Origin of the sequence: Streptomyces sp. NPDC048718, from assembly GCF_043198875.1 — a bacterium.
In the GTDB taxonomy this organism is placed as follows: Bacteria; Actinomycetota; Actinomycetes; order Streptomycetales; family Streptomycetaceae; genus Streptomyces.
The window spans coordinates 428583-443459 of sequence record NZ_JBICVG010000005.1; the positions used below are offsets into that span (position 1 = coordinate 428583).

Annotated in this window: 14 protein-coding genes; 6 read left to right on the forward strand and 8 right to left on the reverse strand. The window is 70.2% G+C overall.

Going from position 1 to position 14877, the window contains the following annotated elements:
* The first annotated feature begins 85 nt into the window (after window positions 1-85).
* The 4 genes from galU (at window position 86) to obgE (ending at window position 3371) form a co-directional block, all read left to right on the forward strand.
* The gene (gene galU, locus ACGFRB_RS12505) at window positions 86-1036 is read left to right on the forward strand and encodes a UTP--glucose-1-phosphate uridylyltransferase GalU (protein ID WP_363006488.1); all 951 of its coding nucleotides are present in this window, start codon (window positions 86-88) and stop codon (window positions 1034-1036) included.
* A gap of 191 nt (window positions 1037-1227) precedes the next feature.
* Window positions 1228-1548, forward strand: a complete 321-nt coding sequence (gene rplU, locus ACGFRB_RS12510; protein ID WP_361230500.1) for a 50S ribosomal protein L21 — start codon at window positions 1228-1230, stop codon at window positions 1546-1548.
* 14 nt (window positions 1549-1562) lie between these two features.
* On the forward strand, window positions 1563-1817 hold the full coding sequence (gene rpmA, locus ACGFRB_RS12515) for a 50S ribosomal protein L27 (RefSeq protein WP_030494090.1): 255 nt from the start codon (window positions 1563-1565) through the stop codon (window positions 1815-1817).
* A gap of 111 nt (window positions 1818-1928) precedes the next feature.
* Window positions 1929-3371: a GTPase ObgE gene (gene obgE / locus ACGFRB_RS12520; protein WP_363006485.1), complete on the forward strand. Its 1443-nt coding sequence runs from the start codon at window positions 1929-1931 to the stop codon at window positions 3369-3371.
* A 201-nt stretch (window positions 3372-3572) separates the two neighbouring features.
* Here obgE and ACGFRB_RS12525 read toward each other — a convergent pair whose 3' ends face one another.
* The 8 genes from ACGFRB_RS12525 to rfbB all read right to left on the reverse strand — a co-directional run bounded on the left by ACGFRB_RS12525 (window position 3573) and on the right by rfbB (window position 12984).
* Window positions 3573-5120 (reverse strand): hypothetical protein, encoded by a 1548-nt coding sequence (locus ACGFRB_RS12525; RefSeq protein WP_363006483.1) that lies wholly within the window; start codon window positions 5118-5120, stop codon window positions 3573-3575.
* Window positions 5121-5175: 55 nt separating this feature from the next.
* Window positions 5176-7443 (reverse strand): bifunctional glycosyltransferase family 2 protein/CDP-glycerol:glycerophosphate glycerophosphotransferase, encoded by a 2268-nt coding sequence (locus ACGFRB_RS12530; protein WP_363006481.1) that lies wholly within the window; start codon window positions 7441-7443, stop codon window positions 5176-5178.
* Between the two features lie 47 nt (window positions 7444-7490).
* Window positions 7491-8471: a glycosyltransferase family 2 protein gene (locus tag ACGFRB_RS12535; RefSeq protein ID WP_393242380.1), complete on the reverse strand. Its 981-nt coding sequence runs from the start codon at window positions 8469-8471 to the stop codon at window positions 7491-7493.
* Entirely contained in the window at window positions 8468-9199 is a 732-nt protein-coding gene (locus tag ACGFRB_RS12540) for a glycosyltransferase family 2 protein (RefSeq protein ID WP_363006477.1), read from the reverse strand. The genes ACGFRB_RS12535 and ACGFRB_RS12540 overlap by 4 nt, the downstream gene beginning before the upstream one ends.
* On the reverse strand, window positions 9196-9579 hold the full coding sequence (locus ACGFRB_RS12545; RefSeq protein ID WP_363006475.1) for a DUF2304 domain-containing protein: 384 nt from the start codon (window positions 9577-9579) through the stop codon (window positions 9196-9198). The genes ACGFRB_RS12540 and ACGFRB_RS12545 overlap by 4 nt, the downstream gene beginning before the upstream one ends.
* A gap of 167 nt (window positions 9580-9746) precedes the next feature.
* Window positions 9747-11006, reverse strand: a complete 1260-nt coding sequence (locus tag ACGFRB_RS12550) for a hypothetical protein (protein ID WP_393242384.1) — start codon at window positions 11004-11006, stop codon at window positions 9747-9749.
* Entirely contained in the window at window positions 11003-12001 is a 999-nt protein-coding gene (gene rfbD / locus ACGFRB_RS12555; RefSeq protein WP_393242387.1) for a dTDP-4-dehydrorhamnose reductase, read from the reverse strand. Before rfbD ends, ACGFRB_RS12550 begins: the two co-directional genes overlap by 4 nt.
* Window positions 11998-12984 carry a dTDP-glucose 4,6-dehydratase gene (gene rfbB, locus ACGFRB_RS12560; RefSeq protein ID WP_363006469.1) on the reverse strand — a complete coding sequence of 329 codons (987 nt, stop codon included), beginning with the start codon at window positions 12982-12984 and terminating at the stop codon, window positions 11998-12000. The genes rfbD and rfbB overlap by 4 nt, the downstream gene beginning before the upstream one ends.
* Window positions 12985-13176: 192 nt before the next feature.
* On the opposite strand from rfbB, the gene rfbA reads away from it, so the two are divergent.
* Both rfbA and rfbC read left to right on the forward strand, forming a co-directional pair.
* Window positions 13177-14046 (forward strand): glucose-1-phosphate thymidylyltransferase RfbA, encoded by an 870-nt coding sequence (gene rfbA, locus ACGFRB_RS12565; protein ID WP_363006467.1) that lies wholly within the window; start codon window positions 13177-13179, stop codon window positions 14044-14046.
* Window positions 14047-14135: 89 nt separating this feature from the next.
* Window positions 14136-14762, forward strand: a complete 627-nt coding sequence (rfbC, locus tag ACGFRB_RS12570; RefSeq protein WP_393242391.1) for a dTDP-4-dehydrorhamnose 3,5-epimerase — start codon at window positions 14136-14138, stop codon at window positions 14760-14762.
* Window positions 14763-14877 lie beyond the last annotated feature (115 nt).

The window sequence follows — 14877 nt, forward strand, 5'->3', positions numbered from 1 at the left end:
CCCCGTCGTGAACCGCGTGGACCGTCCTTGACCCAAGAGGACGGTCCACGCGGCTTGACCCGATCGGAACCAGGAACACACCCCGATGAACAACATTCCCGCCCCCCGCGTTCGCAAGGCCGTCATTCCCGCTGCCGGCCTCGGAACGCGCTTCCTTCCCGCCACCAAGGCGACGCCGAAGGAGATGCTGCCGGTCGTCGACAAGCCGGCCATCCAGTACGTCGTGGAGGAGGCGGTCTCGGCGGGCCTCTCCGACGTCCTCATGGTCACCGGCCGTAACAAGCGGCCGCTTGAGGACCACTTCGACCGCAACTACGAGCTGGAGGAGGCGCTGACCCGCAAGGGTGACGCCGACCGGCTCGCCCGGGTCCAGGAGTCCAGCGAGCTGGCCACCATGCACTACGTCCGCCAGGGCGACCCTCGTGGTCTCGGCCACGCCGTGCTGTGCGCCGCGCCGCACGTCGGCGACGAGCCGTTCGCGGTCCTCCTCGGCGACGACCTCATCGACCCGCGCGACCCGCTGCTCGCCCGCATGCTGGAGGTCCTCGGGGACGGCCGCGGCAGCGTCGTCGCCCTGATGGAGGTCGAGCCGTCGCAGATCCACATGTACGGCTGCGCCGCCGTCGAGCCGACCGACGACGCCGACGTCGTCCGCATCACCGGTCTCGTCGAGAAGCCGGCCACGGACGAGGCGCCCAGCAACCTCGCCATCATCGGCCGCTACGTCCTCGACCCGGCCGTCTTCGGCGTCCTGCGCGAGACCGAGCCGGGCCGGGGTGGCGAGATCCAGCTCACCGACGCGCTCCAGGCGATGGCGCTCGACGAGGAGCTGGGCGGTCCGGTGTTCGGCGTGGTCTTCAAGGGCCGCCGCTACGACACCGGTGACCGGGGCGACTACCTGCGCGCCATCGTGCGCCTGGCCTGCGAGCGCGAGGACCTCGGCCCGGACTTCCGCGCCTGGCTGAAGGGCTTCGTCGCGGAGGCGGAGGCGGAGGCCGAGACGGCGTCCGCGGCCGCCGGGACGGCCGGGATTTGACCCCTTACGGGACGCGCCCGTAATCTGGACCCTCGGTGTGTCGATTGATACGCCGCACCCTCTGAGCACCTCCCTTCCGGTTCGCCGGGAGAGGCCGCTCGTCCGATCCGGAACTCGCCGTGGTCCTTGTGGCCCGTGCGTGGGCGGCTGGCGTCAGAGGCCCCCTTTTATCGAGTGAGAGAGAGATCCGCGTGTACGCCATCGTGCGCAGCGGTGGTCGCCAGCACAAGGTTGCTGTCGGCGACATCGTTGAGGTTGACAAGATTTCCACCGCCAAGATCGGCGACACGGTCGAGCTCTCGACCCTGCTCGTGGTCGACGGCGACGCCGTGACCAGCGACCCGTGGGTCCTGGCCGGCATCAAGGTCCAGGCCGAGGTCGTGGACCACACCAAGGGCGCCAAGATCGACATCCTGCGCTACAAGAACAAGACCGGCTACCGCCGTCGCCAGGGTCACCGTCAGCAGTACACGGCGATCAAGGTCACGTCCATCCCGTCGGCCGCGAAGTAAAGAGGGACTGAGCAATGGCACACAAGAAGGGCGCATCGTCCACCCGGAACGGTCGCGATTCCAATGCCCAGCGGCTCGGCGTGAAGCGCTTCGGCGGTCAGGTCGTCAACGCGGGTGAGATCCTGGTCCGCCAGCGTGGCACCCACTTCCACCCGGGCTCGGGTGTCGGCCGCGGTGGCGACGACACGCTGTTCGCCCTGCAGGCCGGTTCGGTGCAGTTCGGCACCTTCCGTGGCCGCAAGGTCGTGAACATCGTCCCGGTCGCCTGATCGGACGTTTTCGCTGAGGCGGGCCTCACTTCCCTCTGGGGAAGCGGGTCCGCCTTTGGCGTGTTTACTAGATAAACAGTCCCACCCTTAGCTTTTCTGGAGGCACAGAACATGACCACCTTCGTGGACCGCGTCGAGCTGCACGTCGCCGCGGGTAACGGGGGCCACGGCTGCGCCTCCGTGTTCCGAGAGAAGTTCAAGCCCCTCGGCGGCCCCGACGGCGGCAACGGCGGCCGTGGCGGCGATGTGATCCTGGTCGTCGACCAGTCGGTCACCACGCTTCTCGACTACCACCACTCGCCGCACCGCAAGGCCACCAACGGAAAGCCCGGCGCGGGCGACCACCGGGCCGGCAAGGACGGCCAGGACCTGGTCCTGACCGTGCCCGACGGCACCGTCGTGCTCGACAAGCGGGGCAACGTCCTCGCCGACATGATCGGCCAGGGCACCACGTACGTCGCCGCCCAGGGCGGCCGCGGCGGCCTCGGCAACGCGGCGCTGTCCTCCGCCCGCCGCAAGGCCCCCGGCTTCGCGCTGCTCGGCGAGCCCGGCGACTTCGACGACATCGTCCTCGAACTGAAGACGGTCGCCGACGTGGCGCTCGTCGGCTTCCCGAGCGCCGGCAAGTCCTCGCTGATCTCCGTTCTCTCGGCCGCCAAGCCGAAGATCGCGGACTACCCCTTCACGACCCTCGTCCCGAACCTCGGTGTGGTCACCGCCGGCTCGACGGTCTACACCATCGCCGACGTCCCCGGCCTCATCCCCGGCGCCAGCCAGGGCCGCGGCCTCGGCCTGGAGTTCCTGCGCCACGTCGAGCGCTGCTCGGTGCTCGTGCACATCCTCGACACGGCGACGCTGGAGTCCGACCGCGACCCGGTCAGCGACCTCGACGCCATCGAGGAGGAGCTGAAGCAGTACGGCGGCCTTGAGGACCGTCCGCGCGTCGTCGTCCTCAACAAGGTCGACATCCCGGACGGCCAGGACCTCGCGGACCTGATCCGCCCCGACCTCCTGGAGCGCGGCTACCGCGTCTTCGAGGTCTCCGCGGTCTCCCGTACGGGCCTGAAGGAGCTGTCCTTCGCCCTCGCCGACATCATCGCGAAGGCCCGCGCCCGCAAGCCCAAGGAGGAGGCGACCCGTATCGTCATCCGCCCGAAGGCGGTCGACGACGCCGGCTTCACCGTCACCTACGACGAGCACGAGGACGTCTACCGGGTGCGCGGCGAGAAGCCCGAGCGCTGGGTCCGCCAGACCGACTTCAACAACGACGAGGCCGTCGGCTACCTCGCCGACCGGCTCAACCGCCTCGGTGTCGAGGAGGCGCTGATGAAGGCCGGTGCCCGCGCCGGCGACGGCGTGGCGATCGGTTCCGAGGACAACGCGGTCGTCTTCGACTGGGAGCCCTCCATGATGGCCGGCGCCGAGATGCTCGGCCGCCGTGGCGAGGACCACCGCCTTGAGGCCCCGCGCCCGGCCGCCCAGCGGCGTCGTGACCGCGACGCGCAGCGGGACGACGACGCGCAGCGCGAGTTCGACGACTTCCAGACGTTCTAGGACGGCGTACGGAAGGCGGGGCCCGTCGGACGGAGTCCGGCGAGGCCGTCCGAAGCCCGTGAGGCCCCCTGGGGCCGAGCGGTGCGAGGGCGGCCATGAAGCGGGCCCGGCGTACGGGAGAGCCCCGTTCCCCCTCGGTCGAGGGGGAACGGGGCTCTCCCGCGTTCGCGCGTATCCGTGGCCGTAGTCGTAGCCGCACCGTCAGGACACCGTCGCCGGCTTCCTCGTCCGCGTCCGGTTCCTGCTCCGGTTCCGGGTCGGCTTCGACGTCCTCGGCGACTGCTGACGGCCGAAGCGCGGCTTCGCCCGCATCAGCGGGAGGATCAGGATGCCGATGAAGATCGGGGCGATCATGTAGCGCCACAGCGGGGCCGGGTTCGCGGGCAGGATCGAGAGCTGGAGGCCCAGGGTGAGCGCCAGTAGCGCCGAGGTGCCCTTCAGCTTGGTGCGGCGGCGGAGCATCAGCACGATCGCGTACGCCGCGTAGCACCAGATCGCCCCGCGGAACAGCAGCCATTGGAGCTGCGGCACCTTGAACGCGGTCCACAGCGAGTCCGCGACCGAGTGCAGCGGCTCCCACAGCGGGCGGATCTTCAGCTTCTGGCGGTACGGGCTGTGCTGGATGCTCTTGTTCCAGGTGAGGTACGAGAACAGCGTCGGCGAGGTCCGGGGGTCGCTCGTCAGGGTGTTCGCGCGCAGTTCCTTGGGGCCGGGCCAGATCGCCCAGGCGATGTGCGCCCGGCACAGCCGCGCGCCGATGATCAGGTCGGGGGCCTTGGTCAGGACCCGCCGCCATACGGCCATCAGCTCGTCGTTGCGTTCGGCCGCGAGCGGCCGGTTCATCGGCGGCGACTCCATCGCCCAGTCCGCGTTGTAGCAGTTGGCCGCGCGGCCCTTCCAGTGGGACAGGGGCGCGATCGAGGCCAGCAGAGCCTTGTTCTGCGGGGTGAAGAGGCTGGGCCGCTGACCGTAGGCGACGGCGATGTCCGCGTAGAAGAAGGCGTACACCGCGTCCTTGGGCGGGGTCTTCACCCCGGCCGCCGGATAGATCACGGTGCTCAGCAGCACCATGATCGAGACCGGGATGGCAGTCGCCGCGAGCACCCAGCGCCGCATCGAGGGAAGCGCGATCAGCAGGATCGGGGCGGCGATGGCGGCGACCAGCAGGCCGTTGTTCCGGAACACCGAGAGCATCAGGAAGCCCAGGAAGAGCAGCCCGACGGTGCGGTAGAAGTACCGGTCCCGTACGGCCTGACGGCCGCGGGCCCGCTGCGCACCGAGCCGGCCCGCCGCGCCGAAGGCGAGGACCGCGCCGATGACGTACGGCACGTCCTTCCACACGAAGACGACGAAGACGGCCGTCGGTGGCAGCAGGGCCGGCACCGAGGCGGCGACGGCGGCCCACCGCTGCCGTACACCCCACTCCCGGAGGGTGACGGAGCAATAGGAGAGCACCGCCGACATCGCGACGGTCTGGGCTAGCGTCAGCAGCCAGAGGTCACCGGTGGTGTTGAGCGACAGCCACACCAGGGAGTCGTAGACCACCGAGTGGTTGGACTCCCAGTGGTCTGTCGTGACATGCCAGACGTAGGTGACCGAGTCGTAGCTCAGGGCTCCCGGAAAGTACGCGGCCCACCACAGCAGGAAGAGAAACTGCGTGGCGGCGTAGACCGCCAGGGGCAGTCTCCGCTTCTCCGGGATTCGTTCCCAGTACGTGTTGATCGTGCTGTTGCGCGGGAGTTTCAACACGGCTCCGCTGGACAGTGTGGAGGTGGACGGTCGGAACAGTCCACCACACTATCGATCAGACGGTCTCACGATCGCGAGGCGGGGCCGCTTCGGCCGTCCGCAGGGCGGCGGGGCGCGGGGGCACCGGACGCTCGCCGATCGGCAGCACCGGCGGGACCTCGTCCTGGCCGAGGAAGACCTTGCGGACCACCCGCTCGGCCGCCCGGCCGTCGTCGAACTCGCAGAACCGCTTGCGGAACACGGCGCGGGCCGCGTCCGACTCGGCACTGTTCCAGCGACCGGACGTGAAGACCTCGGTGACCTCTTCCTCGGTGCGCACGGTCAGACCGGGGGAGTCGACCGTGATGTCGAAGTAGGTGCCACGCGTGGTGCGGTACACCTCCCAGTCGTTCGCGAAGACCACGATCGGCCGGTCGAGGTTCGCGTAGTCGAACATCACCGACGAGTAGTCCACGAGCAGACAGTCCGAGGCGAGGTAGAGCTCCTCGACCGACGGGTGGGTGCTCACGTCGACGAGCCGGGCGCTGCCGCTCGAACCGAAGGCCAGCAGGCTCTTCTTGTAGAAGTAGTGCGCGCGGACCAGCAGGGTGTACTCGGAACCGATCGCCTCGGCGAACTTCTCCAGGTCCAGCATCGCCTTGGGCGAGTCGTGGTAGTCGCGGTGGGTCGGCGTGTAGAGGATCACCTTGGTGCCCTCGGCGATGCCGAGCTTCTCACGGGCCGCGGCCACGTCCGCCGCCGTCGCGTTCACGAGCTGGTCGTTACGCGGGTAGCCGTACTCCAGCGGCTCGTAGAACGACGGGTAGGCCCGGTCCCAGGCGGCGGTGGAGAAGCTGTTGGAGGTGAGGCTGTAGTCCCAGCGGTCCACGCGCTCCATGAGCTTGTTCAGGTTCATGCCGCTGCGGCCGACCGGGTACTCCGCCAGGTCGACACCCATGCGCTTGAGCGGGGTGCCGTGGTGGGTCTGGAGGTGGACCTGGCCCTCGCGCTTGACCACGGACGGCGGGAAGTTCACGTTGTTGATGAAGTACTTGCCGCGCGCCATGGCCTTCCAGAAGCCGATGGAGCCCGGGTGCACGACCGTGACACCCTTCGGCGGCCGGCTGGTGGCGTTGTTCTTGAGGACCCACACCGCCTTTATGCCAGGGGCGAGTTCCTTCATCTTCTCGTGGATCGCCGCGGGGTTGCAGGAGTACGAGGCGTTCCAGTAGGCCGCGAAGACGGCGACGTCGTTCTTGACCGGCAGCATCCGCTGGGTCTTGTAGTACGTCTCCAGGAGGCGCTTGCGCAGCTTCCGCTTGAGCTTGGTCGGCTTGGCCTTGCGCTTGACCCACTGGACCGTCTTGCGGGCCTTCTGCTGGTGCTTGGCCGGGACCAGCTGACGCTTGGTCCGGGCGGGAGCGCTCTGGCCCGCCGGGCGGTACCGGCGCTCCTCCTCGTTCCAGCGGGCCTGGAACTCGGCGCGCGCGTCGTTGGGCAGACGGCCCGGGGAGTCGGCGATCACCCGGAAGTGGTTGATCATCCGCTCGTAGATGACGCCCTGGTACTCCGCGAACTTCGGGTTCTCGGCGAGGAACTTGAAGACCAGGTCGTACTGGTCGAACACGTCGAAGTGCTTGCGGCTGGTGCTGTGCAGGATGCTGCCCTGGCGCCGCTGGCGGTAGTAGATGCACACCCGGTCGAGGACGGCGATGGTCTCCGCCGCGATCATGACCGGGTAGGTCCAGGGGGTGTCCTCGTAGTAACCGGAGGGGTACTCGAAGCCCCACTGGTCGAGGAAGTCCCGGCGGTACGCCTTGTTCCACGCGACCTGGAGCAGGCCGAGCAGCTCGGGCTGCTCGCTCAGCGGGAAGACGCCCTTCTGGGCGGCCTCGGCCAGCACGTCGGCGCGGGCGTTCGGGGTGACACGGCCGTTCCAGTGGGTACGGGCGTAGTCGAAGATGACGAGGTCCGGATTGTCCGACTCCTCGATCCGGCGGGCGATGGCCTGGAGCGAGCCGGGCAGCATCGTGTCGTCGCTGTCGAGGAAGAGGACGTACGTGCCCTTGGCGCGGGCCATGCCCGCGTTGCGCGCCCGGCCGAGCCCGACGTTCTGCTCCAGGTGCATCGCCACGACGCGCGAGTCGGCCTCGGCGTACTCGTCGATGATCTCGCCGCATCCGTCCGGCGAGCAGTCGTTGACGACGAGGAGTTCGTAGTCCCGGAACGACTGCTCCAGCACGGAGTCCAGGCAGTCCCGGAGGAACGCCTGAACCTTGTATGTGGGAACGATGATGCTGAAGAGGGGCGTTTCGGAAGCAGAGTGGGAATGCGTCTGTGTCATCTCAATACCGTGGAATCTGACGAGGGAGACTGGAGTGTGCCCGCAGGTCAGGGCTGACCGGTGGACAGGGCATAACCAAGGAACGTGCGTAGGGCCCCGGGCCGTCCGTGCCGGAGGGCTCCGGGGACCAGGCTCAGGGCGTGCAATCGCATGGACAGATGTCGGCGTGCGGCGCGGGCGGCCTTCGGCCAGCCGTGCCGGTCGAGATCGTCCGCGACTTCGTGGAAGAACCGCACGGCTTCGCCGAAGCGGGCACCGTTGGCGGCCTCCGAGGAGGACAGGCTTTTCGAATGGCGCCGGTAGCGGAAGGCGGTGGCCGGCTCGACGACGAGCCGTTCACCCCGCTTGACCAGCTCGATGATCAGCGCCAGATCCTGGATGACCGACAGGTCCTCCCGGAAGCCGACTTCCTTGACGGCGTCGGCGCGCCAGACGAGCGAGGGGAAGTACAGCCAGTTGCCGCCGAGCAGGTTCGCGGCGAGCCGCTCACCGCCGAGCTCCAGCCGGCGGCCGGTGCTCTTCGGGGCGTAGAAGCGTTTCTTGACCTCGTCGGCCAGGGTCGTCGAGGGCCTGCCGTGCTCATCGATGACCTGGACGCCCGGCTGGTAGAGGGCCGCGCCGGGCCGGGCCGCGACGGCGGAGCGCATCGTCGCGACGTAGGTGGGCAGCAGCAGATCGTCGCTGCCGAGCATGCTGAAGTACGGCGACTCGACCAGGTCGACGCACTTGCGGAAGTTCTTGGTGATGCCGAGGTTCCGCTCGTTGCGCAGATACCGGACGCGGCTGTCGCCGAGGGAGGCGAACCACTCCGGTACGCCCGGCTCCTCGCCGTCGTCGACGACGGTCAGCCGCCAGTCCCCGTCGGTCTGGTCGAGCACGCTGCGCACCGCGGCCTGCATCAGCGGGGTGTCGCCGTAGTGCGGGAGCATGATGTCGAGCGTGCCGAGGCCGCCGGTGCCGGCGGCGCTGGTGGTGCCGGCGGCGTTCTCGGCGGTGGCGGCGTTGTCGGTGTTCCGCACCTGCCTCACGTGCCCTTCCGCTTCGGGCCGAGCGAGGAGCGGCTGAGCGAGAGCAGCAGGATCATGCCGATCCGGCCCAGGTACAGGCCGGCCTTGAGCGGGGACTGGCTGGGCGTGCCGGCGGCGCGCGGTCTTATGGCGACGGGCACCTGCTCGACGCGGTAGCCGGCCCGGACCACGGCGATGGTGGACTCCACCGTGTCGCCCAGGTACTCGACGGGGTACCAGCGCGCGAACACGTCGATGAGGTCGCGGCCCGAGGCGCGGAAGCCCGAAGTGACGTCGGTCAGCCGGGTCTTCGACATCCGCGACAGCCAGAAGGCGAGCACGAGCATCGCCCACCGGCGCGGCCCGCGGGCGTCGTACGCGCCCGTGCCCGCGAAGCGCGCGCCCACCACCAGGTCGGCGCCCGCGTCGAGGCGCTCGATCAGCTCGGGCACGTCGCGCGGGTCGTGCTGGCCGTCCGCGTCGACCTGGACGGTGACGTCGTAGGACCGGTCGCTCGCGTAGCGGTAGCCGGCCCGCATGGCGCCGCCGACGCCGAGGTTGTACGGGAGTCGCATCACGGTCGCGCCGGCGCGGCGCGCCACGGCGGCCGTGTCGTCGTCCGAGCCGTCGTCGACGACGAGGAGGTCGGCGCCCGGGAGGGCGGTGTGGACCTCCTTGATGACGTCGGCGACGCCGGCGGCCTCGTTCCACGCGGGCATGATGATCAGGACGCGCTTGCCGTCGATCACGTGCGGCTCCCCGGCGCGGCTCCGGCGGTCCTGTCCGGGTTCTCCGGCGCGCGTTCGCGCAACTCGCGCACGTCGATACGGAGCAGTGCCACTTCCTCCGAAAGAGTGCGGCTCTCCTCCTCCAGTCGGCCCACTTCCCAGCTCAGCTGAAGGCAGATCACGAAGAGGAACGCGACGCCGAGGAAAAGAATCAGACTGACGCCCGAGGCGACACCCACGGCGTCCGCCACCGAGTCGAGAGCACTCGGAAAGAAGCCGAGAGGGATGATCACCAGACCGGTGAACACCCAGAGAAAGGCGTACTTCTCCTTGAGCTTGCGACGGCGCAGCAGCTCGACGATGCAAGCGACGAGGAAGACTCCGGTGACCGAAGTCAGCATCCACAACTTCACGCGGGCTCCGGACTATCGGACGGCTCATGGAAACGGCCTGTCTAGTTCCAAAAAAGTAGTGGCGATCGGCGCCGTGAGGCTGAAGTTTACTGTCCGTCGCTGTAGAACGCGGAGAGTGATGGAATGATGATCATTCCTATGGGTGAAACCGAGCGCTAGCGTACACGAGAGCGAACAATGAGCGTCATTGTGGTGACCACCACAAGAGCGCCCAAGGTGTAGGCGATTTCCACCCTGCTGCGCAGCTCCAGCGGGCTCAGTGTGACGGCCAGGAGCACCACCGTTCCGGCGATCCACGCCAGTAGTTGCTGACGTGCCGCGCCGCTGGTCAGAAGCGCCTGGCCGAGCACCATCGCCAGCAGGAACAGCGTCGTGCCGAGCGCCAGCCACCCGAAATCCACCGGCCCGAGAACATCCGGCGCGCCGAAGAGTACCGGCAGCAGTAGCGGCCCCAGCACGGCCGCCGCCACACCGAACGAAAGCCCCATGCCGGCCGTCATCGAGCAGGCCCGCAGCAGTAGCCGTCGGTAACCGGGCGTGTCGTTCTCGGCCCGCGCCGTCGACAGTCCGGCGAGCAGGGACGCCTGAAAGGCACCGAACACGAACACCGGTACGCGGGCCACGACGAGCGCCGAGAGCAGCGCCGCCACCAGCGCGCTGTCCTGCGACGCGATCAGCTTCGTACTGATGACCGCCACATTGACGAGCACCTGCGCCAGCAGCGTCGAACCGACCAGCATCCCCAGCTGCCCGATCAGCTCCCCCCAGTCCGCCTGCTGCCCCGGCCGCGCCCCGCGCCGCACCGGCACGAGCGTCGCCAGGACCGACACCAGCGGCGCCACCGTCATGACGGCGGCGAACGCGAACACCGACGTGACCCCGGCCAGCGCCAGGGCCACCGACAAGGCGATCCGCAACAGCCCGTCCAGGCCCAGCTGGAACCCGTACGCCTCGAAGCGGCCGAGCCCGGCCAGCATCCCGCGGGTCAGATGGGCACAGGCGAGCGCCGCGAAGGCGCCGCCGAGCGCGACGAGCAGCGAGCGGTCGGAGTGGAAGAAGAGGTCGGCGATCGGCCCCGCGAACAGCACCAGCGGCAGCAGGACCGCCGCGAGCAGCCCGCCGGCCAGCGCCGCGCCGCGCCGCAGCACGGGCAGGGCGCCGTCGCCGGCCACCACGCGCGCGGCCACCACCCGGGTGACCTCCTGTTCGACGGGGAAGAACAGGCCGAGCCCGAGCGAGGCGACGATCGTCCACAGGACGGAGAAGCTCGCCATGTCGTCGACGGACAGCGTGTGGCCCGCCGCCGCGAGATGCACGTAGTTGGCCCCGCCGAGCAGCGCCGTGCCGACCCCCACGAAAGCGGTGCCGCGCGGCAGGACCGTGGTGATGCGGGTGATGCGGTCGAGCAGGGTCACGCGCCGGGCCGTCCGCCGGAGGGGGTGCCGGGGGTCTCCGGGGCGTCCGGGGTGTCCGGGGTGTCCGGGGTGCCGGTTTCGGACGTGGTGCCGGGGGTACGGGTCCCGGGCGCCGTCGTACCGGCCGCCGGGGCCGTCATGACCGCCAGCGCCTCGGCCAGCTGCTCACGCCAGTGCGGCTGCGCCGCCACGCCCGCCTCGGCCCAGCGCTCGTGCGCGAGCACGCTGTACGCGGGCCTGCGCGCGGGCCGGACGAACGCCTCCGACGTGGTCGGCCGCACCCGCTCCGGGTCCAGACCGGTCAGCTCGAAGGCCGCCCGGGCCAGGTCGAACCAGGTCGCCGTGGCCGACGCCGTGCCGTGGTAGATCCCCGCCGGGGCCCGCCCGGCCACCGCCGCCTCGCCCAGCTCGCGCAGCTGCCGGGCCAGCGCCCGGGTCCAGGTCGGCTGCCCGCGCTGGTCGTCGACGACGTCGACGGTCGGGTGCCGCTCGGCCAGGCCCAGCATGGTCGACACGAAGTTGCGGCCGTGGGCGCCGTACAGCCACGCCGTGCGCACCACGTACCCGCGCTCCGGCAGCAGCTCCAGGACCGCCCGCTCACCGGCCAGCTTGCCCCGGCCGTAGGCGTTGACGGGGGAGGTGGGGGCGTCGTGCCGGTACGGCTCGGTGGCGTCGCCCGGGAAGACGTAGTCGGTGGAGACCTGGAGCAGTACCGCCCCGGCCTCGGCGCAGGCCGCCGCGAGGGCGCGCGGGCCGTCGCCGTTGACCCGGGTGGCCGCGGCCTCCGCCGTCTCGGCGCCGTCCACGTCGGTCCAGGCGGCGGCGTTGACCACCACGTCCCGGCCCGCGACCGCCGCGCGCACCGCGGCGGCGTCGGTGACGTCCAGCTCGCGGCGGCCCGCCGCGACGACGTCGGCCCCGGCCGTGTCCAGCACCGAGGTGAGGTCGCGGCCCAGCATCCCGGCGGCGCCGGTGACCAGCCAGCGGGCGCTCACGACAGCGCCGCCTTCGCCTTGAGCGGCTCCCACCAGGCCCGGTTGTCGCGGTACCACTGGACGGTGTCGGCGAGGCCCGCCTCGAAGGAGACCTGCGGCGCGTAGCCCAGCTCCTCGCGGATCTTGTCGATGGACAGCGAGTAGCGCAGGTCGTGGCCCTTGCGGTCGGCGACGTGCTCGACCATGTCCCAGCCCGCGCCGCAGGCGTCGAGCAGCAGCCCGGTCAGCTCCTTGTTGGTCACCTCGGTGCCGCCGCCGATGTGGTAGATCTCGCCGGCCCGGCCGCCGCGCAGCACCAGCTCGATGCCCCGGCAGTGGTCCGAGACGTGCAGCCAGTCGCGGACGTTCAGCCCCTCGCCGTACAGCGGCACCTTCCTGCCGTCCAGCAGGTTCGTGGTGAACAGCGGGATCATCTTCTCCGGGAAGTGGTACTGCCCGTAGTTGTTGGAACAGCGGGTCACGACGACGTCCATGCCGTGCGTGCGGTGGTACGACAGGGCCAGCAGGTCCGATCCGGCCTTGGAGGCGGAGTACGGGGAGTTCGGCGCGAGCGGCCAGTCCTCGGTCCAGGAGCCCTCGGCGATCGAGCCGTACACCTCGTCCGTGGACACGTGCACGAAGCGGCCGACGCCGTGCCGGTGCGCCGCGTCGAGAAGCGTCTGAGTGCCGAGGACGTTCGTCGTCACGAAGGGCGAGGAGTCCAGGATCGAGCGGTCCACGTGGGACTCGGCGGCGAAGTGCACCACGGCGTCGTGGCCGCGCGTCACCTCGTCGACCGTGCCCGGATCGCGGATGTCGCCCCGGACGAAGGTGTAGCCGGGCAGACCGGCGACCGGGGCGAGATTCGCCTCGTTGCCGGAGTAGGTGAGGTTGTCCAGGACGGTGACGTGGGCGTCCCGGCCCGAGGGCAGCTCCTCGGTGAGCAGCGCCCGTACGAACTGTGATCCGATGAACCCGGCGCCGCCGGTGACCAGAATCCTCATAAGGACAACATCCTAGGTGCCCCGGGGCGGGGGCGGTGCTCCGGGCGCGCGACACCGCGCCTGGGACGGCGGGCCGGGGCGTCCGGGTCGCGGTGGCGGCGGGAACCGCTCGGGAAACGGCCTGGAAACACCGTGGATCCGGCCCGCGCGGGACTCGGCCCCCGCCGAGGCGCTGCCGTACGCTGCTGAGCCATGCGTGGAATTTTGCTCGCCGGCGGGACCGGTTCACGACTGTGGCCGATCACCCGCGCGGTCTCCAAGCAGCTCATGCCGGTCTTCGACAAGCCGATGATCTACTACCCCCTGACCACCCTCGTGATGGCGGGCCTGCGCGAGATCCTCGTCATCACCGGTCCCGAGGAGCGCCCCCAGTTCGAGCGGCTCCTCGGCGACGGCTCCGCCTTCGGGCTCGACATCCGGTTCGCCGTCCAGGACCACCCCAACGGCATCGCCGAGGCGTTCGTCATCGGCGAGGAGTTCATCGGCGACGAACCCGTCGCCCTGATCCTCGGCGACAACATCTTCCACGGGGTCGGCCTCGGCCGGCAGCTCGCCCGCTTCCGGCGCCCCGAGGGCGGTGTGGTGTTCGCCCACGCCGTCTCCGACCCCAGCGCCTACGGGGTCGTCGACTTCGACGAACACGGCCGTGCCCGCTCCATCGAGGAGAAGCCGGAGCGGCCGAAGTCCCGCTACGCGGTGCCCGGCCTCTACTTCTACGACAGCCGGGTCACCGGCATCGCCCGCGGTCTCAAGCCCAGTGATCGCGGCGAGCTGGAGATCACCGACATCAACCGGCACTACCTGGAGCGCGGTGAACTCCATGTCTCGGTCCTCGACCGGGGCACGGTCTGGCTGGACACCGGCACCTTCCACTCCCTCGTCCAGGCGTCCGAGTACGTACGGGTGGTCGAGGAGCGGCAGGGCATGAAGATCGGCTGCCTGGAGGAGGCCGTCTGGCGCGCCGGGTTCATCGACGACGCGCGGCTGCGCGAGCTCGCCGGGCCGCTGACCAAGAGTGGATACGGCGACTATCTGCTCGATCTGCTCGCGTACGAGTCTTGAGCGCGAGTCCCGAGCACGAGCCCTGAGGACGCCCGCGGCGGAGTCGGGAAAACAACGTCAAGGAAGAGAAAGAGGGAGCGGCACTATCCATGAAGGTCGACCCGCTCGGCATCGAAGGCGCCTGGGAGCTCGTCCCGAGGCAGCACGGGGACGCCCGGGGCCTGTTCCTGGAGTGGTACAAGGCGGAGGCGCTGGCCGACGCCGCCGGCCACCCGCTGGACCTGAAGCAGGCCAACATGTCCGTCTCCGCCGCCGGCGTCGTCCGGGGCATCCACTTCGCGGACGTCCCGCCCGGCCAGGCGAAGTACGTGACCTGTGTGCGCGGCGCCGTGCTCGACGTCATCGTCGACGTCCGGCTCGGCTCGCCGACCTTCGGCCGCTGGGAGGCCGTCCGCCTCGACGACAAGGAGCGCAGGGCCGTCTACCTCTCCGAGGGCCTCGGCCACGGCTTCTGCGCGCTCACGGACGACGCGACCGTCGTCTACCTCTGCTCGGAGGGGTACGCCCCGCAGCGTGAGCGCGGCATCCATCCGCTCGATCCCGAGATCGGCGTGGAGTGGCCGGCCGGCGGCACCCCGGAGCTGTCAGCCAAGGACATGCGGGCGCCGACGCTCGCCGAGGCCCGTGAGGCCGGGATCCTGCCGGTGTACGAGGAGTGCCGGGCCTTCCGCGCCTCCCTCGCGCGCGGCGGGAGCGGCGGGAGCGGCGGGAACTGACGGCGGCGGGGCGGCGCCCGGCCCGGGACCCGGCCCAGGCGCCGGGCCCGGGACCCGGGCCGGACCAGGGCCGGCGCCCCTGGCCCCGGGTCGCCGCCCCGCCCCCTCTCACCCG

Coding starts and splice junctions, on each gene's coding strand:
- galU (WP_363006488.1), top strand. CDS start 86: ATGAACAACATTCCCGCCCCCCGCGTTCGCAAGGCCGTCATTCCCGCT.
- rpmA (WP_030494090.1), top strand. CDS start 1,563: ATGGCACACAAGAAGGGCGCATCGTCCACCCGGAACGGTCGCGATTCC.
- obgE (WP_363006485.1), top strand. CDS start 1,929: ATGACCACCTTCGTGGACCGCGTCGAGCTGCACGTCGCCGCGGGTAAC.
- ACGFRB_RS12530 (WP_363006481.1), bottom strand. CDS start 7,443: ATGACACAGACGCATTCCCACTCTGCTTCCGAAACGCCCCTCTTCAGC.
- ACGFRB_RS12545 (WP_363006475.1), bottom strand. CDS start 9,579: ATGCTGACTTCGGTCACCGGAGTCTTCCTCGTCGCTTGCATCGTCGAG.
- rfbB (WP_363006469.1), bottom strand. CDS start 12,984: ATGAGGATTCTGGTCACCGGCGGCGCCGGGTTCATCGGATCACAGTTC.
- rfbA (WP_363006467.1), top strand. CDS start 13,177: ATGCGTGGAATTTTGCTCGCCGGCGGGACCGGTTCACGACTGTGGCCG.
- rfbC (WP_393242391.1), top strand. CDS start 14,136: ATGAAGGTCGACCCGCTCGGCATCGAAGGCGCCTGGGAGCTCGTCCCG.